This window comes from Rhodococcus sp. SG20037, from assembly GCF_031763325.1.
In the GTDB taxonomy this organism is placed as follows: Bacteria; Actinomycetota; Actinomycetes; order Mycobacteriales; family Mycobacteriaceae; genus Rhodococcus_F; species Rhodococcus_F qingshengii.
On the sequence record NZ_CP134497.1, the window covers coordinates 1444814 to 1470259 of the forward strand.

The 25446-nt window shown below is 62.7% G+C and carries 18 protein-coding genes; 10 read left to right on the forward strand and 8 right to left on the reverse strand.

Annotation, left to right across the window (positions count from 1 at the left end):
- Positions 1-90 precede the first annotated feature (90 nt).
- From gmd to RHP72_RS06765, 4 genes are all read left to right on the forward strand, one after another.
- On the forward strand, positions 91-1122 hold the full coding sequence (gene gmd, locus RHP72_RS06750; protein WP_007726640.1) for a GDP-mannose 4,6-dehydratase: 1032 nt from the start codon (positions 91-93) through the stop codon (positions 1120-1122).
- Entirely contained in the window at positions 1119-2087 is a 969-nt protein-coding gene (locus RHP72_RS06755; RefSeq protein ID WP_311094488.1) for a GDP-L-fucose synthase, read from the forward strand. The genes gmd and RHP72_RS06755 overlap by 4 nt, the downstream gene beginning before the upstream one ends.
- 55 nt (positions 2088-2142) lie before the next feature.
- Positions 2143-3468, forward strand: a complete 1326-nt coding sequence (locus tag RHP72_RS06760) for a UDP-glucose/GDP-mannose dehydrogenase family protein (RefSeq protein WP_311094489.1) — start codon at positions 2143-2145, stop codon at positions 3466-3468.
- A 129-nt stretch (positions 3469-3597) separates the two neighbouring features.
- Positions 3598-5022, forward strand: coding sequence for a polysaccharide biosynthesis tyrosine autokinase (locus RHP72_RS06765; RefSeq protein WP_311094490.1), 1425 nt, complete (start codon positions 3598-3600; stop codon positions 5020-5022).
- On the opposite strand, the gene RHP72_RS06770 is transcribed toward RHP72_RS06765, so the two are convergent.
- The gene (locus RHP72_RS06770; RefSeq protein ID WP_058038968.1) at positions 4994-5518 is read right to left on the reverse strand and encodes a protein-tyrosine-phosphatase; all 525 of its coding nucleotides are present in this window, start codon (positions 5516-5518) and stop codon (positions 4994-4996) included. The genes RHP72_RS06765 and RHP72_RS06770 overlap by 29 nt on opposite strands.
- Before the next feature lie 108 nt (positions 5519-5626).
- On the opposite strand from RHP72_RS06770, the gene RHP72_RS06775 reads away from it, so the two are divergent.
- Positions 5627-6946 (forward strand): UDP-glucose/GDP-mannose dehydrogenase family protein, encoded by a 1320-nt coding sequence (locus tag RHP72_RS06775; protein WP_073512917.1) that lies wholly within the window; start codon positions 5627-5629, stop codon positions 6944-6946.
- Between the two features lie 149 nt (positions 6947-7095).
- Positions 7096-8778, forward strand: a complete 1683-nt coding sequence (locus RHP72_RS06780; protein ID WP_245361408.1) for an Hsp70 family protein — start codon at positions 7096-7098, stop codon at positions 8776-8778.
- A gap of 9 nt (positions 8779-8787) precedes the next feature.
- Here the strand turns inward: RHP72_RS06780 and RHP72_RS06785 are convergent, their stop codons facing one another.
- Both RHP72_RS06785 and RHP72_RS06790 read right to left on the reverse strand, forming a co-directional pair.
- Positions 8788-10050, reverse strand: coding sequence for a YibE/F family protein (locus RHP72_RS06785; RefSeq protein WP_003943628.1), 1263 nt, complete (start codon positions 10048-10050; stop codon positions 8788-8790).
- A gap of 509 nt (positions 10051-10559) precedes the next feature.
- Positions 10560-11813, reverse strand: a complete 1254-nt coding sequence (locus RHP72_RS06790) for a pyridoxal phosphate-dependent aminotransferase (protein ID WP_003943683.1) — start codon at positions 11811-11813, stop codon at positions 10560-10562.
- Positions 11814-11889: 76 nt separating this feature from the next.
- Between RHP72_RS06790 and RHP72_RS06795 the strand changes: the two genes are divergently transcribed.
- The gene (locus tag RHP72_RS06795; protein ID WP_042452248.1) at positions 11890-13830 is read left to right on the forward strand and encodes a prolyl oligopeptidase family serine peptidase; all 1941 of its coding nucleotides are present in this window, start codon (positions 11890-11892) and stop codon (positions 13828-13830) included.
- Here RHP72_RS06795 and RHP72_RS06800 read toward each other — a convergent pair.
- Positions 13820-14752, reverse strand: a complete 933-nt coding sequence (locus RHP72_RS06800) for a hypothetical protein (RefSeq protein WP_042452245.1) — start codon at positions 14750-14752, stop codon at positions 13820-13822. The two genes, RHP72_RS06795 and RHP72_RS06800, sit on opposite strands and share 11 nt — an antisense overlap.
- A 245-nt stretch (positions 14753-14997) precedes the next feature.
- Between RHP72_RS06800 and RHP72_RS06805 the strand changes: the two genes are divergently transcribed.
- Together RHP72_RS06805 and RHP72_RS06810 are read left to right on the forward strand one after the other, a co-directional pair.
- Entirely contained in the window at positions 14998-16176 is a 1179-nt protein-coding gene (locus tag RHP72_RS06805; protein WP_076948789.1) for a DUF6745 domain-containing protein, read from the forward strand.
- A gap of 45 nt (positions 16177-16221) precedes the next feature.
- On the forward strand, positions 16222-16677 hold the full coding sequence (locus RHP72_RS06810) for a hypothetical protein (RefSeq protein ID WP_081558761.1): 456 nt from the start codon (positions 16222-16224) through the stop codon (positions 16675-16677).
- 173 nt (positions 16678-16850) lie between these two features.
- Here the strand turns inward: RHP72_RS06810 and RHP72_RS06815 are convergent, their stop codons facing one another.
- Positions 16851-20018: a (Fe-S)-binding protein gene (locus RHP72_RS06815; RefSeq protein WP_073512914.1), complete on the reverse strand. Its 3168-nt coding sequence runs from the start codon at positions 20016-20018 to the stop codon at positions 16851-16853.
- Positions 20019-20377: 359 nt separating this feature from the next.
- On the opposite strand from RHP72_RS06815, the gene RHP72_RS06820 reads away from it, so the two are divergent.
- Positions 20378-21028: a hypothetical protein gene (locus RHP72_RS06820; protein WP_076948790.1), complete on the forward strand. Its 651-nt coding sequence runs from the start codon at positions 20378-20380 to the stop codon at positions 21026-21028.
- 79 nt (positions 21029-21107) lie between these two features.
- Here RHP72_RS06820 and RHP72_RS06825 read toward each other — a convergent pair whose 3' ends face one another.
- The 3 genes from RHP72_RS06825 to RHP72_RS06835 all read right to left on the reverse strand — a co-directional run bounded on the left by RHP72_RS06825 (position 21108) and on the right by RHP72_RS06835 (position 25344).
- A complete protein-coding gene (locus RHP72_RS06825) occupies positions 21108-22418 on the reverse strand; it encodes a S1 family peptidase (protein ID WP_054187117.1) in 1311 nt (436 codons plus the stop codon).
- A 225-nt stretch (positions 22419-22643) separates the two neighbouring features.
- Positions 22644-23984, reverse strand: a complete 1341-nt coding sequence (locus RHP72_RS06830; protein ID WP_311094492.1) for a S1 family peptidase — start codon at positions 23982-23984, stop codon at positions 22644-22646.
- Positions 23985-24093: 109 nt separating this feature from the next.
- Entirely contained in the window at positions 24094-25344 is a 1251-nt protein-coding gene (locus tag RHP72_RS06835; protein WP_218694968.1) for a hypothetical protein, read from the reverse strand.
- Positions 25345-25446 lie beyond the last annotated feature (102 nt).

Here is a 25446-nt window from a genome sequence, read left to right on the forward strand (position 1 = left end):
CAAGACTGCCGAGCGATTCGGAGGACTACGGACCACGACCGTGGTTTCGCAACTATCAGGCGGGCTGTCCCGCAACGGAAGGAACGCAGGATGAAACGCGCACTGATTACCGGAATCACGGGGCAGGACGGCTCTTACCTTGCCGAGTTGCTGCTCTCCAAAGGCTACGAGGTTCACGGACTGATCCGTCGATCCTCGACGTTCAACACTTCGAGGATCAACCACATCTACGTTGACCCGCACGATGCGGATGCTCGACTTTTTCTTCACTACGGTGACCTCAGTGACGGAGCGCGCCTGGTGACACTACTCGCGCAGATCAAGCCGGACGAGGTGTACAACCTCGCTGCGCAGTCTCACGTCAGGGTCAGCTTCGACGAACCCGAACACACCGGGAACACCACTGGCGTCGGGTCGATCCGACTACTCGAAGCGGTTCGGATGGCCGGACTCGACTGCCGGTTCTACCAGGCGTCGAGTTCCGAGATGTTCGGTGCCACACCGCCACCGCAGAACGAGGAGACACCGTTCTACCCACGTTCGCCCTACGGTGCGGCGAAGGTGTACTCGTACTGGATCACCAAGAACTATCGTGAGGCATACGGGATCTTCGCTGTGAACGGAATTCTGTTCAATCACGAATCCCCGAGGCGTGGTGAGACATTCGTGACGCGGAAGATCACGCGCGCGGTCGCACGCATCCAGGCAGGTATCGAGGATCATCTGTACATGGGCAATCTCGATGCGATTCGCGACTGGGGATATGCGCCGGAGTACGTGGAGGGAATGTGGCGCATGCTGCAGGTCGACGAGCCTGAGGATTTTGTGCTCGCCACCGGTGGCAACTACTCGGTGCGCGACTTCCTGACCGTCGCGTTCGAACATGCAGGTCTGAACTGGGAAAACCACGTTCGATTCGACGAACGGTATCTTCGGCCGACCGAGGTGGACGCACTGATCGGGGATCCGAGTCATGCCGAGCGCAAACTCGGTTGGAAGGCCGGCGTGCACACACCCGAACTGGCCCGGATCATGGTCGAGGCAGACATCGAAGCGCTCGAACACGAAGGGCGACCGTGGATCGACACTCCGGCACTTCCCGACTGGTCGGCGACGCGATGAGTGATTCATTCGCAGCGCGACCACTCGATCGAGGCGCACCGTTTTACGTGGCCGGCCACCGAGGTCTGGTCGGCTCTTCGGTGTGGCGACACCTGGAATCTGCGGGCTTCACCAGGTTGCTCGGAAAGACGTCGGCCGAACTCGATCTACGTGACCGGGAAGCTGCTTTCGATTTCTTCGCCCGCGAAAAGCCGACCAACGTGATCCTCGCAGCAGCAAAAGTTGGGGGGATTGCGGCGAACAGCACTTTCCTCGTCGACTTCCTGTCGGAGAATCTGCGCATCCAGGTGAACGTGCTCGACGCTGCCCTCGCACACGGCGTCGAGCGTCTCCTGTTCCTCGGATCATCGTGCATCTACCCGAAATTGGCACCGCAACCGATCAAGGAGGAATACCTGCTCACCGGGCATCTCGAGCCGACCAACGACGCCTATGCAATAGCAAAGATCGCGGGAATACTCCATGTTCAAGCTGCCAGGCGGCAGCATGGTCGCCCCTGGATCTCAGCTATGCCGACCAACCTGTACGGCCCGGGAGACGATTTTTCGCCGCACGGATCGCACGTACTTCCCGCCCTCGTTCGGCGTTACGACGAGGCGCAGTCGTCGGCAGTCCAGTCGGTTGTCAACTGGGGGAGTGGCAATCCGCGACGTGAATTCCTGCATGTCGACGACTTGGCGTCGGCGTGTCTGCATCTGCTCGACAACTACGACGGTGCATCGCATGTCAACGTGGGAACCGGCGAGGACCACACAATTCGCGAGATCGCCTCGATGGTCGCCACGGAGGTCGGATACACCGGCGAGACGCAGTGGGACACCTCGAAGCCTGCCGGAACGATGCAGAAACTGCTGGACGTGAGCATGATTCGGGAACTCGGATGGCGGCCGACAATCGGATTGCGCGAAGGAATCGCGTCGACGATCTCGTGGTACCGCGACAACATCGGTGCCGTACGTACCTGAATCACTTTTCCCATCAACACACTTCGCACACTCTCGAGAAAGCAGATCGAGCAACATGAGCACTCGCATAGCAGTATTCGGCACGGGATACCTGGGCGCGACACACGCGGCCTGTATGGCCGAACTCGGTCACGAGGTCCTCGGAGTGGATGTCGATGCGGCAAAGCTGGAGAAACTGGCAGCAGGTGAAGTTCCGTTCTACGAGCCAGGGTTGGGCGAGGTCCTACGAAACAACATCGATCGAGGGCGACTGAAGTTCACGTCGTCGTACGAGGAAGCCGCAGAATTTGCGGACGTGTTCTTCCTCGGGGTCGGGACGCCGCAGAAGAAGGGTGAGTTCGCCGCGGACATGGTCTACGTGGATGCCGTGATCGAGACTTTGGCGCCGCTGCTCACCAAGCCCGCGGTCATCTTCGGCAAGTCCACGGTACCGGTGGGAACCGCGGAACGGCTCGGTAAGCGCGCGCGGGAACTGGCACCGATCGGTGACAGCGTCGAAGTCGCGTGGAATCCCGAGTTTCTGCGTGAAGGATTTGCCGTCCAGGACACGTTGCACCCGGACCGACTTGTGCTCGGAGTCGATCGAAATGTCCGCGGTCGAGCGGAATCTGTTGCGCGCGAAGTTTATGCAGAGCTCATCGATGCGGAGATTCCGTTTCTCGTCACGGACCTTGCGACGGCGGAGTTGGTGAAAGCGTCAGCGAACGCTTTCCTGGCCACCAAGATCTCGTTCATCAACGCCATCTCCGAAGTGTGCGAGGCCGCTGGCGCCGACGTCACAGTGCTTGCCGACGCGATCGGGCACGACGTTCGGATCGGACGTCGATTCCTCAACGCGGGAATTGGTTTCGGCGGAGGGTGTTTGCCGAAGGACATCCGCGCCTTCATGGCTCGCGCCGGTGAACTCGGTGCCGATCAAGCACTGACGTTCCTGCGCGAAGTCGACAACATCAATATGCGCATACGTACACGCATGGTCGAACTGGCGCGGGAGGCATGCGGATCGCTTCTCGGTGCGAGAGTCGCAGTTCTGGGTGCCGCGTTCAAACCGGACTCGGACGACGTTCGTGATTCGCCGGCGCTCAACGTCGCGGGTCAGATTCAGCTCCAAGGTGCTGCAGTGAACGTGTACGACCCAAAGGCCATGGACAATTCGCGCGCGCTGTTCCCGACGCTGACCTACTCGGCAAATGCATTGGAGGCCTGCGAAGGTGCCGATGTCGTCCTGGTATTGACCGAGTGGCCCGAATTCTTGAAGTTGCAGCCGTCCGATCTCGATTCGGTGGTTCGCAAGAAAGTGATCGTCGACGGGCGCAATTGCCTTTCCCACGACGAGTGGCGAGGCGCAGGTTGGAACTACCGCGGACTGGGACGCCCGTGAGCACAGGACGTCTCGTCCGTCGCAGCTGATCTATATCGAAATGAGAAAGCCCGGTTCGCCCTCGCGGTCCGACCGGCAAAGACCGCTCAGACCCGCAGTGGACATGCGTGAGCCGAAGGAGACATCAAGATGGAAATTGTCGACTACCTGAAGATATTGCAAGCCAGATGGCGAATAGTCGCTGCTGTAACCGTGCTCGGAATCCTGGGAGCCCTTTGCGCTTCTCTTCTTTCGACGCCCGTTTACCAGGCCTCGACGAGGCTGTTCGTTTCGACGTCGGCGGGTACCTCGGTCAACGAGGCACTGCAGGGCAGTCAACTTTCACAGCAGCGAGTTCTGTCCTATACAAAACTCCTGACCGGCCGAACACTCGCACAGCGGACGATCGACGAACTGGGACCGAGGGTGGTCGGCGGGATGTCGGCTGACGAGTTGGCCTCCAAGGTCACTGCGACGTCGGCGCCCGACACTGTGTTGATCGACCTCGCAGTCAAGGACGCGTCACCGGAACTCGCACGCGAGATCGCGAACACTCTCTCATCCGAATTCGTGGCATTGGCAAAGGAACTGGAGACACCCGAGAACGGCGGAACACCGCCTGCACGTGTGGTCGTCGAACAGCAGGCTCAACAGCCGACTGTTCCGGTGTCACCCAAGACTTCGCGCAACCTCGCGCTCGGCGCAGTGGCGGGACTGGTTGTGGGGATCGCGCTTGCGTTGATTCGTGATCGACTCGACAACACGGTGAAAGATCGTCGAACTGTAGAAGAGATCGCGGGTTCGGCGATGGTGGGCACGATCCCGTTCGACAAGGACGTCGAAGTCAATCACGCGATCGCTTTCAGTGACGGAAGTTCCGTGAGTGCCGAAGCCTTCCGTGAGTTGCGCACCAACCTTCAGTTCCTCGAGGTGGACCATCCACCGCGTGTCATCGTCGTCACGAGTTCGCTTCCCTCCGAAGGTAAGACGACCACGGCCGTGAACATCGCTCTCGTCTTGGCGGAGGCCGGCAAATCAGTGTGCCTGATGGAAGGCGACCTCCGGAAGCCGCGAGTATCGAAGTATTTGGGATTGCTCGGAAGTGTCGGCGTCAGTTCGGTGCTCTCCGGTCAAGCGACGCTGGACGATGTGCTTCAGCCGACCGAGTTCGACGGGCTGACAGTGCTCGCCTCCGGACCGATCCCGCCGAACCCGAGCGAACTACTCGGCACGGACACGGCCAAACATGTTCTCGAGGAACTGCGGGCGCGATACGACTACGTCATCATCGACGCCTCGCCGTTGCTACCCGTCACGGATGCCGCGGTCCTGGCCGCGATGTCGGACGGTGCCCTGGTGATCGCCCGACACGGCTCCACGAAACGCGATCAACTGGCGCGCGCGGTCGGAAACCTACAGAGTGTGGGTGCGCACGTCCTGGGCACTGTCATCACGATGACGCCGTCTCGCGGACGCAATGCGTACGAGTACAGCTACTACTACGAGTCGGACAAGTCGCTACCGCAGTTGACCGCGGTGCCCGCGCTCAACGCTCACCGAAGCGAAGTCGGCTGAGCAGCGGGCCGAGGAGATCGGCGATCTCAAGTCCGATCTCGTGAAACACGTTCTCTTCCTTACCCATCGGATCCATGACGTCCTCGGGTTCGGTGGCACGAAATCGGGGTCTGGCGGCGGCGAGGTCCTCGACAGTTCCTGCATCTGCGAGCGAGCCCAACCGTGCGGCTTCTCGAAGTGTGAACGTGCGCTTGAGCCGCGCCGGAGCCATCGCCAGGACTTTGTCTCGCTGACTTTCGGTCATCGTGAGAATGAGGTCGGCGTCCGAGGCCAGCGCTGTTGTCATGCGTCGGGCTTGAAACTCCGTGGGGTCGCCGCCGAGCCCCGCGAGAACCCTCGCAGCAGTTGGCTCGATCGGGTGTCCGACCATCGCCCGGGTTCCGGCACTCGAGGCGGTGAATCCGGTGACCCCGGCTTCGGCGGCATAAGCACGTGCAAGGCGTTCGCCCGTGGGTGATCGGCAGATGTTTCCCGTACAAACGAAGAGAACGTGCATGGCAGAAGCATAGGTTGCACACGCGACGCACTCGTCGTACGCCCGATGTTGGTTTCGCGCCCACCTGGCGTACGCGTTTCGGAAAGTTCGGACGCATACCAACAACACATGAAGATGACCGTGTTCGGAACGGGATACCTGGGGGCGACCCACGCAGTGTGTATGGCCGAACTTGGCCACGACGTGCTGGGAGTCGACATCGACCAGTCCAAGGTCGACAAGTTGTCTCGTGGGGAGGTCCCGTTCTTCGAGCCGGGTCTGACCGACATGCTGGAGAAGAATCTGGCGTCGGGTCGGCTGCAGTTCACGACTTCCTACTCCGATGCCGCGGATTTTGCGGACATCCATTTCGTCGGTGTGGGGACGCCTCAGAAGAAGGGGGAGTACGCCGCAGATCTGAGTCATGTTCATTCGGTGATCGACATGTTGGCGCCGTTGTTGCGAAAGCCTTCGCTGATAGTCGGGAAGTCGACGGTGCCGGTAGGCACGGCAGCGGCTCTCGGCGAGCGGCTCCGAGCGACTGCGCCGGCGGGTGGCTCGGTAGAGGTGGCCTGGAATCCGGAGTTCCTGCGTGAAGGACACGCGATCGCGGACACCTTGAGCCCTGACCGGTTGGTTCTGGGGATCGATCGTGACCGGCCGGGAAACGCCGAAGGCCTTCTTCGCGAGGTGTATGTCGAGATACTGGACGCAGGGGTGCCCTTCCTCGTGACCGATCTGGCGACGTCCGAGTTGGTCAAAGGATCTGCGAATGCGTTTCTCGCGACCAAGGTGTCCTTCATCAATGCGATTGCGGAGGTGTGCGAGGCGACCGGGGCCGACGTCACGATGTTGGCCGACGCTCTCGGGTACGACGCTCGGATCGGTAGACGGTTCCTCAATGCGGGCTTGGGGTTCGGCGGTGGTTGCCTGCCGAAGGACATTCGGGCGTTCATGGCACGCGCCGGGGAGTTGGGTGTCGACCAGGCGCTGTACTTCCTCCGCGAGGTCGACAGCATCAACATGCGACGACGGACAAAAGCTGTGGAACTGGTGACGGCAGCCTGCGATGGCAGTTTGCTGGGAGCTAACGTGTCGGTGCTGGGAGCTGCGTTCAAGCCCGAATCCGACGATGTGCGCGATTCGCCTGCGCTCAACGTTGCAGGAATGATGCAGTTGCACGGGGCGGCGGTCACCGTTTTCGATCCGAAGGCAATGGATAATTCTCGCCGACTGTTTCCCACCCTTCACTACGCAACCTCCACGTCAGAAGCTTGCAGGAATGCTGATGTGGTCTTGATCGCCACTGAATGGGACGAGTTCGCCTCACTCGTGCCCGCCGATTTGGAACCACTCGTTCGGCGGCGGGTGATCGTTGACGCCAGAAATTGCCTCGATCCGGACCTGTGGCGCTCCGCCGGTTGGAACTATCGCGGATTGGGGCGGTAGGTCGAACGTCCAGGTAGCGAAAAAATAGCTGCGAGAAGGCCTTAGGTGAGATGCGCGAACCTCGCAGACCATGCCCAGTGGGTAGACTTCCGGCCGGGGAATGACGGGGTCTGGTGACGGAACCCGTCGACGGTCGACGAAGGTGGATCATGAACTTGGTTTTGGGTGTGACGGTGGGAGCCAGCGCTGTGCGTTTGGCGCGCCCGGGGACGCCCGACCACAGTGGTCCGGTGTTCCGATCCAGAGCGGTCGATCGAGGCCGCGAGATTCCCGAGGAAGTCGCAGCGGAGGCAACCGGCGTGGCCTTGACCGAGAATGCCGACCTCGGCAGCAATACGGTCGTCGCTTACCGGGATCAAGCGCAGGCCGGAGCACTCCAAACAGCGTTCGAACAGAAAGGCATCGACAACTTCGAGCTGGTTCCCGAAGTAGTCGCGACGCTTCGAATGCTCGAGGAGTCCGGTGCGTTGACCGACCAGAGCACACTCGTCGTCGTCGACATCGGTAGTTCTGGATCGACGATCAGCATTGTGGACAGGCAGATGCGGTCTACCGTCGTCACCGCCCGGTCGACGCGGGTCAGTGGAGATCACTTCGACGAGCTCGTCTACTCGGATCAGACCGTGCGTCGCCGTATAGCTACGCCGGCCGACCCGGGCGGCGATGCCGAACTGCAGGCGCGATGCCGACTCGCGAAGGAACAGCTGTCCTCACGAAGTGCGGTGTGCCTGCCCGGCCCCGGCGGGCTTCTCCTGCTGTCGCGGGAAGTTTTCGATTCGTTGGTCGTCACGTCGGTGGAGGCCTTCGCACGCGAGATACGAGAGGTCATCGCAACGTCCGGCCGTAACCCCGACGCGATTCTCCTGATCGGTGGCGGTGCACGCATTCCGATCGTGCGGGCGACCCTCGCCGCGTGGCTGGAGTGCCCCCTCATCGCGCCCGAGCAGCCGGAACTCGTGACTGCGCAAGGTGCTGCGCTGATCGCGGAGTCGTCGATGACGCCATCGGCGCGCGCGGTATCTGCCCCGGTTCAGGTTCCGGCTGTAGCGCCGATCTTTGCGCCGTATCCGATCCACACCCCGGCGGAGGTACCCGTTCCGGTTCAGGCGTTCAGCCACGGAGGGGTGGCAACGCTCGCGGAATCGGAGCGGCCGAATGCCTTGTCCGAAGCCGCTTCCGGTACGAAGTCCGTTCCGCAGGAACAGGTGCCGAGCCCTTACGCGGCGGAACTGCCTCAGCCGCGACCGAACCGACACGAGCAACGATTCGATCCGGCCGCAGATCTCGTGGTCGCCGACAGCGACCAGGCCACGGACGGATTCGGCACAGAACGTGACGCAGACACCGAGGCCGTGATGGTTGACGCCCAGGCGTACTCGGCGATGTACGAAGGCGAGGGACCCGGGGCAGGAACCGCACACCCGTCCTGGCTCGCCGGGACACAACCCGTTGAATCGACATCCAAAGAGCCGAGAAACCCGCTACGGTTCGCGGGCCTCGGCGCCGGTGTGATCGCGGCGATCGTGATCGTGGGGCTGGGATTGGGCTACGGAGGAAAGGTCTTCGATTCCGAGGACGCCGGACCCGTGGCAACCGAGGTGACCACGACGGCACCGACGACCACGACTACTCCGCCGCCGACGACCACAACGACCGCGCCCCCGACGACGACGGAGGAAGCCCCTCCGGTCGTCGAGGCTCCGCCAGTCGTGCAGGACACTTACGTGCCTCCCGCGCCCGCGCCCGCGCCCGCGCCGCCACCGCCGGCGATCTACATCCCGGGGCTTCCGCCGATTCTGTTGCCGGTTCTCCCACCGATTCCCGGACTCTGAGGCTCGCTTTCAGCGTTTGGAGTGTCGGCCACCTGACGTGGGGCCGGCCTTGACCGCGCTACCGGGCGGACGGGCGAGAATCACGGCGATGGCAGTGGTGAGTGGAACCGAAAGCGCCAGGGCTATTCCGCCGACCGCGGACCGTACGATTTCGATCGCTACAGCGTCACCGACCAGGACGTCCTGAAGAGGGCGCCCGCTGACGCTGAAGAGCAGTAGCAGTGGCAGCGCCCCACCCGCGTACGCGAGAACCAAGGTGTAGACCGTGCTGGCGATGTGATCACGTCCGACCCGCATCGCACCGCCGAAGACTTTTCGACGGGACGCATGCTTGTCGAGTTCGGCCAACTCGAATGCCGAGGATGCCTGGGTGATGGTGACGTCGTTGAGAACGCCGAGCGAGCCGATGATGAAGCCCGCCAGCAGCAGGCCGGTGATGTCTATGTGCTCGATATAGGTCTGAACATTGGTGTTCTGCTCTTCAGACAAACCGGTGAGGTGTGTCAGTTCAATGCAGAGGTAGGAGAGAACCGCGGCGAGCACCATGGCGGCAAGGGTGCCAAGCAAAGCAGAACTGGTCTTGAGTGAGACCCCGTGCGCCAGATAGAGAACCGCGTACAAGATCACCGCCCCGGCGACCAGCGCAACCGGTATCGCAGGCTTGCCGTCGAGCAGAGCGGGTAGGAGAAACCCGACGACTACGCCGAAGGCGATCACCAGGCCGACGAGTGCGCGCAGCCCTCTCCACCGTGCGACTGCGATGATGACGACGGCGAACGCGATGACGATCAACGCCAGCGGGAGCCCACGCGAATAGTCTTCGAAGGAGTACTGCGTGTTTCCGTTCGGGTCGGTCTGACGCACCAGGCGAATGTGGTCACCCACGCGAAGGTCCGGCTGACCGGCGCCCGGAATGACCTCGAGCAATGTCTTCGTTCCGGCATTCGGCCCGGATTCGATATCGACGATACTTCGCTGGCACTGGTAGGCGGAGGTAGGCGGCGGTTGCGGGGCACCGACGAATACCCTTCCGGCAGAGGAACTTCCGCAGTCACCGAGATCCTGCATCGTGACGGTGCCCGCCTCGGTTTCCACCGAGCTGCCGTCGGCATTCTGGAAGGGGAGTGGGACGGGAATGGTGTTCTTGTCCGGCCACAGTGCGACAGCTGCCGCGACGACGACCATGCCGATGACGACGAGCAACCCGATGACGACGCGTGATGCGGTGGGGCCGATCTGAATGGGGCCACCGTGGCCGTGGCCGTGACTCATCGGAAACTGAGTGTCGGACTGGGGATTTGCACCGGTGCAATGTTATCGGCTCCGAAGCGAATGGTCAGCTTCTGACGGCAGTGTCGGTGAAAGGCAGTGTCGCTGCAAGGCAGAGTCGGCGAAAACCGGTGCTACCGATGAGGGGTTGTGAAACTGGGATTGGTCGAGCTGGGTGGCGGGGAACAGGGGGGGTTGTCCCCGCCACCAACCTGGTATCCACAGGGGGGGGAGGGATACCAGGTGCTCGCGGCACCGAAGTGCTGCTAACTAATGTACCCAATTTCAAACCGATTTGGCGCGTTGTCCAACTACCAATTTCACAACGAATCACGTACCGATTGGACCGTTTTCACATCGGGGCAGGTCACTAAATAGTTAAAGAGTCAATCAAACCGCATGGTTTGCGAAAAATGTGACCAAGGTCGCACAAATGCCCCGCAGTTTTACGTTTACGGGGCATTTGTACAACGAATTGTTTACTCGATTTCAGCCGGATTCAGCGTGAGAATCTACTGTTTGTAACTGGTGAGGAAGTTGCCGAATCGCTCGATGGCCACGGCGAGATCTCGGGCCCACGGAAGGGTGACGATCCGAAGGTGATCGTGATTCGGCCAATTGAACCCGGTGCCTTGAACCATCAGGATCTTCTCCTGGAGAAGCAGGTCCTGAACCAATTTCTCGTCGTCGTGGATCTCGTAGACGTTCGGATCCAGACGAGGGAACGCGTAGAGCGCGCCGCGAGGCTTCACACACGAAACGCCCGGAATCATGTTCAATCGCTCCCAAGCGACGTCGCGCTGCTCGAGCAGGCGGCCGCCGGGCAGGATCAGGTCTTCGATGCTCTGGTGACCGCCGAGGGCGACCTGAATGGCGTGCTGTCCGGGGACGTTGGGGCACAGACGGGTCGACGCCAAGAGATCGAGTCCCTCGAGGAAGCCGGCCGCGTGATCCTTCGGGCCCGTGATCGCCACCCAGCCGGAGCGGTAGCCGGCGACGCGGTAGGCCTTCGAGAGGCCGTTGAACGTCAGGCACAGCAGATCAGGGGCAAGCGTTGCCAGCGAGATGTGCTTGGCGTCGTCGTAGAGGATCTTGTCGTAGATCTCGTCGGCGAGCAGCAGAAGCTGATGCTTGCGTGCCAGATCGACCAACTGCTGCAGAACCTCCATCGAGTACACCGCACCCGTGGGGTTGTTCGGGTTGATGACGAGGAGAGCCTTGGTCTTGTCGGTGATCTTGGATTCGATATCGGCGATATCGGGATTCCAGTCGTTGGCCTCGTCGCAGAGATAGTGGACGGGCGTGCCTCCGGACAAGCTCGTCATCGCAGTCCACAGGGGATAGTCCGGTGCTGGGATCAGAACCTCGTCGCCGTTGTTGAGGAGGGCCTGCATGGTCATCGTGATCAGCTCGGAAACACCGTTGCCGAGGTAGATGTCGTCGACGTCGAGCTCGGGGAAGCCGGGAACCAGCTCGTAACGCGTCACGATTGCGCGCCGCGCCGACAGAATGCCCTTCGACTCCGAATAGCCCTGTGCATAGGGCAGGGCGGCGATCATGTCCCGCATGATCACATCGGGGGCGTCGAATCCGAACGGTGCCGGGTTGCCGATGTTGAGCTTGAGGATCCGGTGTCCTTCCGCCTCCAACCGGGCGGCATGCGCGTGTACCGGTCCACGGATTTCGTACAGGACGTTCTGGAGCTTCGACGACTGCTCCAGCTCGCGCTGCGGCTGACGGTGGCGGACGGGTTCTGGTGTGCTCACGAGTTACATGATTCCACCACTGTGCAAGTGCATTGTCGGGGACCGTGTCGCACGCCCCGTTGGCTATTGTCGAGCGATGACCCCCAGCGAGCAGATTGCAGCCCCGTACGGATCGTGGACTTCTCCGATCGGAGCAGCTGATCTGGCTGCAGGTGGGCACCCTGTCGAGGGTGGACGATACGTCGGTGACGAGATCTGGTGGGCTGAACTTCGTCCGACCGAGGGTGGTCGGACCTCGATCCGTCGATCCGGTCTCGACAACCAACCCGTCGACATCCTCCCCGCGCCGTGGAACGCGCGTACCAGGGTTCACGAGTACGGCGGTGGCGCCTGGACGGTCACCGAGTCCGGAAAACTGGTCTTCAGTGAATTCTCCGATCAACGGGTGTACATCCTCGAAGGAGTCACTCCACGGGCTCTGACGCCCGAACCGGCGTCGCCGGCCGCGTGGCGATACGCAGACCTGCAGATCGTGAACGGCGAGGTGTGGGCGGTTCGGGAAGCGCACGCGGAGGACGGGGCGATCACTCGCGATATCTGCGCGATTCCGCTGGACGGTTCCGGCAACATCCGCTCGATCGTCGGCGGCTCGGACTTCCTCTCGTCACCGAGGCTTTCGCCGAGTGGAACCAAGATCGCCTGGATCGCATGGAACCATCCGCAAATGCCCTGGGACGGTACCGAACTGCGGGTAGCTCCACTCGTCGACGGCGTCGCTCAGGCGTATTCCGTGCTGATCGGCGGACTTGAAGAGTCCGTCCTGCAGCCGGAGTGGATCACCGACGACGAACTCTACGCAATCAGCGATCGCAGCGGCTGGTGGAACATCTATCGCGTCGGCGGCAAGATCAGCCCGATTTGCCCGGTGAACGCGGATTTCGGTGGCCCGCAGTGGCGCTTCGGTGGGCGCTGGTTCGTCGAACTCGGCAACGGGCACCTTCTCACCGCACGCACCGTCGGAACCGACACGCTGGCGGTACTCGACCCGGCGTCGGGGGAACTGCGCGACATCGCGACCCCGGGTGTCACCAGCATCGGCCTCATGCAAGTTCGCGGCGATCGGTTACTGCTCATCTCGGGAGGCGCGAAACTGGCGGGCGCGCTACGTGAACTGGACCTCGGTACCGGCGAACTCACCGAAATCCGTTCGTCGGTCGAAGAATTGCCCGAGTCTGCCTACCTTCCGGAAGCGCGAGCCGTCGTGGCTCACGGACACGGGCGAGAAGTTCACGCCGTTGCGTATCCGCCGCGCAGTCCGCGATACAAAGGGCTCGACGATGAACGACCGCCGTATGTCGCGTTTGTTCACGGTGGGCCGACGGCGCACGTCGCACCGGCCCTCAACCTCGTCTACGCCTTCTTCACCAGCCGCGGAATCGGCGTCGTCGACGTGAACTACGGCGGGTCGACCGGTTACGGACGTGAGTACCGTAATCGATTGCGTGGTCAGTGGGGTGTCGTCGACGTGCAGGACGTCGTCACCGCCGTCAACGGGTTGGCCGAGCAGGGGCTTGCCGATCCGGCCCGCCTTGCCATCGAAGGCGGATCCGCCGGTGGTTGGACCGTTCTGGCCGCACTGACGACGTCCGACGTGTTCGCTTGTGGTGCTTCCTATTTCGGCGTGGCCGAACTGGACCTGTTCGTGCAGGAAACTCACGATTTCGAATCGCGTTACGTCGACGGTTTGATCGGCCCGCTGCCGGAATCTGCCGACCTGTACGCGGAACGTGCTCCACTCAACAACGTCGACGGGTTGAACTGCCCGGTGTTGCTTCTCCAGGGTCTCGACGATCCGATCGTGCCACCCTCGCAGGCGGAGCGATTCCGGGATGCTCTGGTGGCCAAGGGCATTCCGCACGCGTACCTGGCCTACGAGGGTGAATCTCACGGATTCCGCAAGCAGTCGACCATCATCAGCTCACGCAACGCCGAGCTGTCCTTCTACGGGCAGGTGCTCGGATTCACTCCACCCGGCATTCCGACGCTCGAGCTGTGGAAGCCTGCGATCAGTAGCTGACGGCCCCGTGGCTGCGCGCGAAGGCCGCCAGGATCCGACTTGCCACCAGTGACGGGGTCGACAGGTCGGCCCACGTCCACCTCGCGACCTCCCACCCTGCGTCACGGAGTCGGTCTTCGCGGAGCTTCTCGTTCCAGAGCGCGTCCTCGGGGCTGCGACCGGCGGGCACCAGTCGGCCGTACTTGATGCGGCCGTCGAACTCTCCGATGGTGCGCTGCTCACGCCACAGGAAGTCGACGCGGCCGGCGAACCCTCGAGCGTCGTGGATGTCGACCTGGGGTTCGGGGAGCGGCAGGTGTTCGTGCAGGAACAATGCGAGGCTCCGTGATTCACCGACGCTTTCGATACGGGAGTCCATCGCGGTGAGCGCGTGGAGCGCATGTCGATGGCGCGGATGGTTCGGGCTGAGTGCCAGCGAGGCTGCAACCGCGTCCTTGGTCAACCTTGAACGGTGCAACGCTGAATTGCCCACGACGAGAGCCTGTTCGAAAGTGAGTGTCCTCGCGAGATCCGCAACAGTTCGTGCCGGAGTCGTGACGCGCAGCCCATCGACTTCGGTGATCTCGTTGTCCGCCAGCCATGTCGAGTGCACATGACGTCGAGCGGACTTTCGGCCACCACCTCGCCGGTTCCGGGACAGGTGAACGACGTCGAGCGGAGTGTTCCAGAGTTCGAAACCGTGCAGAACCGCAGCCGAGACGTGGCTGACAGTGGCACCGGGTGAAGCGGCGCAGGCCACGGCCTCTGCCCGCAATCGATGTCGTCCGTATGCGTCGAGGCGGGACAGGTGGCCGCTGTCCACGTACGCACCACGATGGATTCTGGCCCAGGTTCCACTAGCGCAGGCCTGTCGGATCTCGGCATCGGTGCGACCGATCGACAGTTGGTCCGGCCTGCGGATGATATGTGTCTGTTCCCCCATGTCGATCGATCTTGCTGCGCCCGGCGATGGAAAGGAAGCCGTGACCCCGGGGGTGTGGATAGCCGTGAGTGAACACCACTTGTCCACAGTTCGAACCGGTTTCGCGTCGCTGGAGAGGGTGTTCGGTATGGGGAAACGGTGGCAGGTTCCCGGTGTCGCGCTCTAGGAAACCCTTGCGTCCGGAGCGTTCGCGTGCCAGGCTGTTCAACTATGACTACAGGAAAGGCGGACACCGCCACCGTCTCGTGAGCGCCGCACCGATTCGCTCGTCGGCATCACATCGAGCGACATTGCCCGAGAACTTCAATCTCTTCGATGAAGACAGTCTGGCCCTGGAAAAGATCCGCGACGTGTGGCTGAAACGCGGATTGTGTACTCGTCCTGCTGATCGAAACACCGCAGAAGCCTCTGTCGCGCAACTGTATCGACGCTCCGGGCTCCCGAAACCGGAGTTCGTCTGGGTCCCGTCGCCGTCTGCTGGTTCGGACCTGATCGTCACCGAAGGACTGTCGACCAAGATGTCATTGGACGGCACCGGCCTCGACTGCGCTTCCGGGTATATCGCGAGCATGTTTGCGGCTTCGCGCCGACGCATGGACGCGCGAATCGAATGTCGGAGAACTGGCTGGCAGATGGAACGCCGGCAGGGGGAGCGCCTGATCAGGGCGTCCATTTGGGAATCGTTGCACACCACGCTGTTCGACGGCGTCGCAGCTGCGATACGAACGATGTTGACCCCGGTGGCCGGGGAAGTGACCTGGTACGGGCAGCAGGACGCACATCGAATCGCGTACTACGACACATGCCATCGATTCGGTCTTGCGACCTTCCGCTCGGAAGACCGTGAACTCCTCGACGTGCAGACCGCACTGGCTGACTCGACCGGGTGGTGGTGGGCGTTCGACGACGTGTGCATCATGGCGGAACGACCCACTGCCTTACATGCCGAACCGATTCCGGGCAGCGCGCAGGGGGCACGGCGCTTGCATCATTCTGATTCCCCCGCAATCGAATTCGTAGACGGTACAAAGGCGTTCGTTCTACACGGAGCGATCGTTCCAGACTGGGTGGTGCTCGACCCCACCGCCGAACGCATCGCACACGAGCGCAATGTAGAGATCCGTCGATGTGCAATCGAGCGGATCGGGTGGGATTCCTACATCGAGCTGGCGGGCCTGACACTGGTCGACCAAACCGACGATCCCGGTAACGCCGGTTGCCTGCTGCAGCTCTACGCGTCGCCGGAGGGCTGGGGTCGAAGTGGACGGATTCTCCTCGCGGTCAACGGTTCTCTCGAACGCGACGGGCATCGGCGTCGATACGGCCTTCACGTACCCGGATGGTTTACCTCCGCGTTGGATGCCGCCGGATGGACTTACGGCATCACCGGTACCGACTATTCCCGTCTCGTTCGTCGAACCTGAATCTCGAACCCTCTACCCTCAATCCTCAAACCTTGGGTGATACTTATGAACTCGAACATGACCTTGTCCGCTCTCACCAGCCTCACCGGCCTCGATGTCTTCGACTACCTGGACCAGGAAGTGTCCATTCCTGTGATCGACGGACTTCAGGCGCAAGGCGATCTCATCGTGATCCCGTTTTCGCTGCTCGCAAATATCGTGGCGCCTCTGCCATGGACACGCTCTGTGAGAGTGCCGCTCTCCGGCGTGGAACTGCTGCGAAGTGCGGCGGGAGGGAACCCCCACAGTCTGGTTGCAGACGAAGGGGAGTGCACGTGGTCGACGCCGGTGAAAGATGCTCGGGGCCTTGCACTCGGCGTGCTTGACACCCGGGTGACCGCGTACCTCATCCACCCGGAGCACGGCGCGACCGGCATCGCTCCGGGACGATACGTCATCGGCCGGCAGCAGGAAAGGGGCGTCGGGCGTGCGCGCGGTGCGGTGATGCTTGTCGCCGATTGACACGCCGGCCTCGAGTTGGCGGGGGAGTGAGCACCACTTGCACAGGGCGAGCACCGGTTTCCGTGTGCTGGACGGTGTGTCGGGTCGAGGGAAAGGGTGCTCGGTCGGCAAAGGCTCCCGCACAAACACGAATGCCCTCACCGTGACGGTGAGGGCATTCGCGTGTGGTGCGCTTACTTCTTGCGGCCAGGAGCCTTCGCGCCGGCCTTGAATCCGAGTCCGCCTGCCTTGGGGGCGGGCGGCGCGGCAGCAGGGGCCGGAGCTTCCGCGGGTGCGGACGCCTCAGCAGGCGCTTCAGCGGGTTCTGCCTTCACAGGTTCGGCCTCGGGAGCCGGGGCCTCTGCAGCCGGCGCCGGGGCCGCAGCGGGAGCTGCCTTCCGGGCACCGGGAGCCTTTGCGCCCGACTTGAATCCGAGTCCGCCGGCCTTGGCAGCAGGCGGAGCCTTCGGGGCTTCCGCCTCGGCGGCCGGAGCCTCTGCCGGTGCAGCCGGAGCCTCTGCCAGAGCCTCTGCCGGAGCAGCAGCAGGTGCTTCAGAAGCAGGAGCAGCCTTTGCACCAGGAGCCTTGGCCCCACCCTTCATCTGCAGTCCCTTGCCGCCGGGTGCCTTGGCGCCGGACGCCAGGCCCAGACCCTTCGGCTTGGCGACGGGTGCAGCAGCTTCGGGTGCAGCAGCCTCAGCAGCCGGAGCTTCCGCTGCCGGCGCGGCAGCGGCCTTTGCTCCGGGTGCCTTGGCGGCGCCCTTCATCTGCAGTCCCTTGCCGCCGGGTGCCTTGGCCCCGCCTGCCAAGCCGAGACCCTTGGGCTTTGCGACAGGTGCTGCCGGTGCAGCAGCTTCGTCAGCGGGAGCTTCCGCGCTTGCGGCGGGAGCCGCCTTCTTGGCGCCGGGAGCCTTGGCCCCGCCGGCCATTCCGAGCCCCTTGCCGGGTGCCTTGGCGCCGGGAGCTTTTGCACCTGGTGCTTTGGCGAGGCCCTTCATGGCCAGACCCTTGCCTGCCGGTGCAGCCTTGGCTTCCGGAGTCGCGGCAGCTTCCTCGACTTCGGCGACCCGATCCTGCTCGACGGTCTCAGCCTTTGCCTCAGCAGCGACCGGTGCCTTCTCGCGCGGGATCACCTTGATGTTCTCGCCGAGCTGGGCGGGATCGAGACGAGTGACGGAGTTCAGCATCAGCTGCGCGACGTCGACGACCTCGACGCCTTCGCCCTGGCCTTGCTCCTGGCGGGCAGTGACGCCGTCGGTGAGCATGACGCGGCAGAACGGGCAACCCGTGGCGATCTTCTTGGGGTTGGTGGAGAGCGCTTCGTCGACGCGGTCGACGTTGATGCGCTTGCCGATGTTCTCTTCCATCCACATGCGAGCACCACCGGCACCACAGCACATGGAACGTTCGCCGTGACGCGGCATTTCGACGAGCTTGGAGCCTGAGGCTTCCATGAGTTCACGGGGAGCGTCGTAAACCTTGTTGTGGCGTCCGAGGAAGCACGGGTCGTGGTAGGTGACGTCTTCGCTCACGGACGCAACCGGGATCAGCTTCTTCTGGCGCACCAGACGGTTGAGCAGCTGAGTGTGGTGCACGACCTCGTAGTCGCCGCCCACCTCCGGGTACTCGTTGCCGAGGGCGTTGAAGCAGTGCGCACAGGTGACGACGATCTTGCGCTTCTTCTGCTCGATACCGTCGAAGACCGAATTGAGCATCTCGATGTTCTGCATCGCGAGCTGCTGGAACAAGAACTCGTTGCCGGCACGACGTGCGGAGTCGCCGGTGCAGGTTTCGTCGGCGCCGAGGACCATGAACTTCACTCCCGCGGTGGCGAGGAGTTCGGCAACGGCCTTGGTGGTCTTCTTGGCACGGTCTTCGTAGGCGCCGGCGCAGCCGACCCAGAAGAGGTACTCGTAGTCCTCGAAGCTGTCGGCGTCCTTGCCGAAGACGGGGATCTCGAAGTCCATCTCGTTGATCCAGTTGAGGCGATCCTTGGAGTTCTGACCCCAGGGATTGCCCTTGTTCTCGAGGTTCTTGAACAGGCCGGCGAGCTCGGAGGGGAACTCCGATTCGATCAGGACCTGGTAGCGACGCATGTCGATGATGTGGTCGACGTGTTCGATGTCGACGGGGCACTGTTCGACGCAGGCGCCGCAGTTGGTGCAGCTCCACAAGGTTTCGGCGTCGATGACCGGGGCCATCTCGCCTTCGACGGTTTCACCGACGAGCTTGCGGTCGGCCTCGAGGCGTGCGGCCTCGGGGATGGCTGCGAGGGCGCCTTCCTTGACATTGCCTTCGCTGTCGACGAGACCGATCTCGTCGCCGCCCATGTCCTTGCGTCCACCAGCGAGCAGGTACGGGGCCTTGGCGTAGCCGTGGTCACGCAGCGACATGATGAGCAGCTTGGGAGAGAGCGGCTTTCCGGTGTTCCACGCGGGGCACTGGGACTGGCAACGACCGCACTCGGTGCAGGTGGTGAAGTCGAGCCAGCCCTTCCAGGAGAAGTCTTCGATGTTTCCGGCGCCGAGAGTGTCGGTGTCGGGGTCGACGTTCTCCATCGTCAGGACTTTGCCCTTGGACATCATGGGCTTTGCCGCGCCGAGCGCGACGGTGCCGTCGTCTTCACGCTTGAAGTAGATGTTGAAGAACGCCGAGAAGCGGTGCCACGCGACGCCCCAGGTGATGTTGCGGCCCACGATCGCGAGCCAGATCATGCCGGTCATCAGCTTCACGAATGCGAACACCGAGATCATGACGGGGCTGGCGGGAAGCAGTTTCGCGACCTGCATGGTGAAGAAGTCGGTCCACGGGTTGGCGTGACCGTAGGTCGCGATCTTGCCTGCCTTGACCATGATCATGCCCAGGCCCTCGAGCAGGACGATGCCCTCGATGACGTAGGCAGCCTTGAAGTTGGAGCCGCCGAAACGGGACAGGCGTGCAGGCAGACGCGGGTGGTTGAGCTGACGGATCACGATCAGCGTGGTGATACCGATGACGGTGCCCAGGCCGAGGATCTCGTCCCACAGGTGCCACGCCCACGTGTTACCGAAGATGGGCCAGTGGAATTCGGGGTTGAACGTCTGGCCGTAGGCCTCGAACCACAGCAGGAACCCACCGAGGAAGCCGACCATGACGAGCCAGTGGGCCCAGCCGACGCTGCGGAACTTGTTCATGCGCGTGTGCGCGATGAACTCGATGATCATCTGCTTGAAGCGAGGGAAGAACGGGCGCCATCGATCGGGTGCCGACTGGCCGATGCGCACGGTGTTGAACATCCTCAGCGCGCCTGAGAGGAAGATGTACCAACACACCAAGCTCAGCAGAGCACCAATCGTGCCCAACGTAATCGTCAGGGCATTCATGTCGCGGCCTTTCGTTTCAGGGCGACGCGTCGGCCACCTCGGGACAGCCCACTGATACTAACCTGCGTTATGTTACCCGCCAGTAACTAGCATTACCAGCCTGTAGGTACCGGCTGGTAACCGCTCGTGGCCTGGAGAGATCGATCTTCTGCGTCGGACGGGCTGGGCCAGACGCAGACATGTCTGGTCGTCACGTTAGGCGGTGCCCGTCAGGTGTCCATCTGTCAGGCAGCCCTAAGTCGGGTTCCGAGCAGGTGAGAACAACCGACCGGCTGTTATCGTTACGCCCGTCACGCACAGGGGAAACGGGTGGTGTGAGTCATCGACTGACGCCCGCCCGATCCCGGGGAGGATCAAAAATGTTCATTCGAAAAGCTGCGGCCGTCGCAGCGATGACCATTGCCGCTACGGGCATCGCTGCAGGTACTTCTTACGCAGCTCCGGAGACGTCACCCGACGTTTCGTACACCGCCGAGGTCGTCGACCAGGCCGTTGTCACCACCATCGACGCCGGAGCATTCCGGGTCTCGGGCGACGGAACTCACGTCGACTTGCAGAACAGCCAGGGCGCAACTCTCGTGAGCCTTCCGCTCGCGTTCAACCTCGGCGACGTTCAGTTCCCGTTCGACGAGACCGTCAGTGAGGACGGCAAGACCCTCACCCTCAAGCCGAACCTGGACCCGGCCAGCTCCAAGCCGAAGTCGGTCGCTGCCGAGTTCACCCCGGTTGCTTCGCCTGACGAGGATCAGAAGGCAATCGAGAAGTTCCAGTCACAGCTCGGGCTTGCCACGCAGATCGGTAGCCTCACCGGCACGATCGTCGGGGCGGTCATCGGTTGCATCGTGGGTCTGCCCGGCCTGGTCGTCGGCTGCCTGCCCGGCATGGTCACAGGGGCCGGTATCGGTGGAGTCGCCGGTACCATCCTCGCCGGCGGCGGAACTGCCGTCGTCGCGGGCTTGGACCTGATCAAGGTTCTGAACGCTCCGGCTGGAACAACTCTCTTCCAGTAGAACGTCACGAACGCCGAAACGGGCGCCACACCTTCAGAAGGTGTGGCGCCCGTTTTGCTGTCTCGAGTAATGCGTGTGATCAGTAGTCGCGAACCTTCAGGCCTGGGTTGGCGGCGAGGATGTCGTTGATCGGCGTCGCGTACTGGGTCGGGGCTTCTTGCCCGAACAGTGTCTCTGCCTGAGCGATCTCGCACAGGGGAGAGGTGGCGACGTTGGACGCACTCGTGATGCCCACTGCCAACGTTCCGGAGACGATCGGGCCACCGCTGTCACCCTGCAGGACGCAGATGTTGGTGGTGAAGCCGTTGTCGAGGGTGTGATCCAAAACCTTTGCGACGCGGTTGACGCCGGTGACGACGCCGCAGCTGAAGCCTGTGGTCGATCCTGCCTTGCAGACCGGGGCGCCCACGACAGGATCGGCGGTACCGGTGATGTTGACCGAGCGGTTGAACGGGACCCGCACGCTGTTGTTCTCGAAGCGGTACTTCGCGTTGTCGTCGATGTTGATGATCGAGTAGTCGCGCCCGTCGAAGCTGCTCTTGGCGAAGTACCCGACGCGGGGCCCGGTCTGGTTGTTCACCATCGGGAAGACCTGGCTGGAGTTCGAGGTGCCGGCAGCGGCACGGTTGGGATCGCAGTGACCGGCGCTGATGTTGACTGTGCGTCCTGAACCGTCGGTGCCGTTGAAGCCGAATGAACAACGCAGTCCAGTGTTACCGGAGGTTGCGCCGAAGGCGTCTCCGCCCAGTGCAGCGTCGCCGGTTGCGGATCCGGTTGCGGGGATGAGGTCCGCGACGATCGGGGGAACCAGTAGCGGAGCAGCGGTATGGACGACGGTCCGCTTCAGGAATTCAGGCAATTCGATGCCGGCGGCAGGATCGGCCGTGAGGGCGACTCCGTTGCCGACGACGTCGACGGCGATGCCACGCACGAGGTCTGCGACCTCGGCAGGCTGCGAATCGAGCCAGGTGTTGAGTGCCGAGAGTTGACCTTGCAGAGCCTGCTCGCTCTGCGCGACGTCCTTGACCTCGAAACCGGCCTTCTCGGCGGCCTCGCGGGCAGCATCCTTGTCGCGACCGTCAGCGAGAGCGACGATGCCCTTGCCGAGGTCGTCGAGCCACACTCCGGCAAAAGAGTCGGGAAACTGGACGCGCGCGATGGCGGCGAACTCCGCGAGCTTCTGCGCGAGTTCGGAACGCGAGACGAACTGGTCGGGCGTCAGCGCCAAGTCGTGCTGTAGGGCTTCGGCGAGTTCGACGGGCAGATGGGCTGCCTGATCGGATACCCCGGATTCGTTCGGTTCTGCGTTCGCGACCGCGGTAATCGGTCCGAGGAGCAGCAGCGCGGCCGAACCGAACACTGCGGCGCGACGTGCGATGGAGCTTCGCATGTGGGCCTTTCCACTTCGTTGACCGCGTACCACCCCCCTGGGAGCACACGGATACGGCTCACGGACTTGTGGTGAGCCGATCACAGTCGACCATGACTATATGGGTTCGAACGCGCTATTCCCACCCGTTACATGAGCAGACAGCGCTGACCCCGACCGACAACAGCACTGTGCCCGCCGATCGCGAAACGGATCGGCGGGCACAGTGTGTGAATCAGTGGTTGGTCAACCTGCAGTGCGGACGCGGATTCCGGCACCGACACCGCCACCGGAAGCGCGATCTGCCGCGTCGAGGATGTCTCCGACCGGAATACCCAGATTCGAGGTTCCACCGGAGGTCGCCAGTACCAGGTTCGCTTCGTTGCAACTGGGTGCTCCGCTGCTGTTGGAGCCGCTGGTGATGCCCAGAGCCAAGGTTCCGGAGACGATGGCGCCGCCACTGTCCCCGGCGAGGGTGCACGCGGTGCCGGCGAATCCGCGAACGGTTCGTGAATCACCGTCCGCCATGACCAGTTGAGTTTCGACGCGATCGGCTGCCACGACACCACAGGTGAAGGACGACGTCTGGCCGGACTTGCAGATGGGAGCGCCGATCACGGGACGTGCTGTTCCGGTGATCGCGAGGGTGGTCCCGTTGGCACCGCGGACGGCAGCACGGTCGAGGCCCGCGTCGATGCCGGACTGGTCGAACTTGATGACCGAGTAATCGAGATCGCCGGCGTTGTTGCCGACGGAAGACTGTGAGAATGCTCCGATCAACTGACTGTCGTCGACGTTCGCGTGATTCGGCAGGTAGACGGGCGACTTCGAACCCTCGGCCGGATTGCAGTGTCCGGCACTGATATTGAGAGCATTGTTCTGATCGTCGACGGCGTTGAACCCGAACGAGCAGACCGAGATGTTCTCGGTCGGTGTCTCGCGAATGGGGCCTGTCGACGTGATGTAGGTATCGCCGCCGAGTGCTCCGGGATCAACCGATCCGCCACCGCCCGGGCTGAGAACGATCTTGGTGTTCTCGAGCAGGGTCGGAAGATTGAGCGCCTGCCCGACGGGGCTGTTCGCGACGTCGATGACGACCTGGTTGTTCAGGACGTCGATAGTCGCCGAATTGACTGCGCGTGAGATTTCCTTGGGCAGCCCGGCAATCCATCCGTTGACGTCGGCCAGCGTCTTCTCGAGGGTGTCGGCGGAGACGGGGGCGACGTGCGTGCGGTAACCGTCGTCGGCCGCGATGCGTGCAGCTTCGGTGGTGGTGACGGCTACGACGGGTTGACCGTCGAGTCCCATCCACGAGCCGGCGTAGTCGCCAGGGCGCTCGGACTTGAATTCCTGGGCGTATGCACCGAGTTCCTGAGCTTTGGCAGCGCGGTCCAGATACTCCTGTGGGGAGATCTTCAGATCGCGTGTGATCGCCTCGACCAGCTCAGCCGGAAGCTGATCTGCCCCGAGCTGTTCGACATGCGTGTCGGAGGCGGGCTCTGCCGATGCCGTCGTGGTGAATGGAGCTGCGAGCAGTAGTGCCGAGGCGCCGACCACAGCGGTGCGGATCGCCAACGAGTTACGCATGAAATCCCTTCAAGTCCCCGGCACCGAGCCGGTAGGTACCGCACCCACCATAGGGGAAAAGTTTCGACGAGGAATATGTGCCTGTTGTCGGCAAGTCGAATTATTCTGTCTAACTTGGCATTCCGGGTCTCGGGGCCAATGGCATGACGGGCATGTCGGGATTCGGAACCACCGGATCGGTTGTGTCGGTCGGGTTGGACGGCTGCGTCGGCGTTGTCTGTGTATCAGTGGGGTCGGTCACGGCGGGAGTGTCCGGGGTATCCGGATCGACCGGATCCAGCGGTCCGACGACCGGCGGCAGGTTCTCGATCCGAAGGGGATCGATCTGGATGGTGATCGGCGATCCCTGTTGCGCGGGGACGTTCGCCGTAGTGGATTTCTCTGTACCGGTGCCCGGACTCACCGGAATGGGCTGGGATTCGGATGAGGTCGATTCTGCTTCGGATGCCCACGACTGCGCCGTCGGCTGCGCGCCGAGAGCGGGTACTTCCGGTGGAGGTGAGGTCGCTGATTGCGTGCCTGTCCCGGATGAACTCGTCGGGGTGGCAGCTGTGTCCGTCCCGGGGGACAGGGAAGATTGTGCGTCGAGAATCCTGGGTGCTGAAATGGTCGGAGTGTGTCCGATGATGACCGCGGCCGCGCAACCCGACACCGTCAGAAAGACTGCGGCGGCTGCTGCGGCGATGATCGGTCGGCGCTCCGACCGCCATTGGCGATTCAGCCAACCGTCGATGCTCGGTTCTTTCGTGACCGGTGCCTCCACGCCGGATTCCGGCTCCGGTTCGATCAGAGCGAACGGCGGAAACTCTTCGGGGGTGTCCTCTGGCTCGGCAAAATCGGTTGGCTGGGGTTCGGGACAGGTAGAGGTGATCGAGAAGGGTGCGGCCAACGCTGCGGCTCCGCGAGCAGCACGGTCGTCGGCGTCAGGATCCGCGAGCCAAGCCGCAGAGGCTTCATCTTCTGAAATCAGTTCGACGCCGTCGAGATTCATGCTGTCGAGTGCGCCGCGCAGTACGTCGATTGAATCGCTCGACCAACCCGCGGGGATCACCGCAGAGATGTTCAGGTTCTGATCGGTGAGTGTTCGGACTTCCTTGACCAGGCAATACATCGCTGTCGCTACCAGTTCCTCCCCTCGCGTCATGTGCTCGGAGAAGTTGTCGGTATCGTCGGTGCCGACCCTGTCGAGGAACCCGCGCAACCCGGTGGACCCCGCCGCGGTTCCGCCTAGCTGCACGGTGCCGTCGGGGGCGTGGTGCAGAACCGATTCGCGTTCGAGGGTCACCAGCTCCGAGTCAGGTCTCGCGATCGCAGCAATGCTTCGTTTGTTGCCGACGGCGAGTCCGACTCCCCACTTCATAGCGATCCCCGTTTCACAGTTACCGAACTTTGCTCGGCAGGCATGTCCTGATTCCTGTGAAAACTATCACTTAAACGGATATATGCAACCCTCTGGACAATA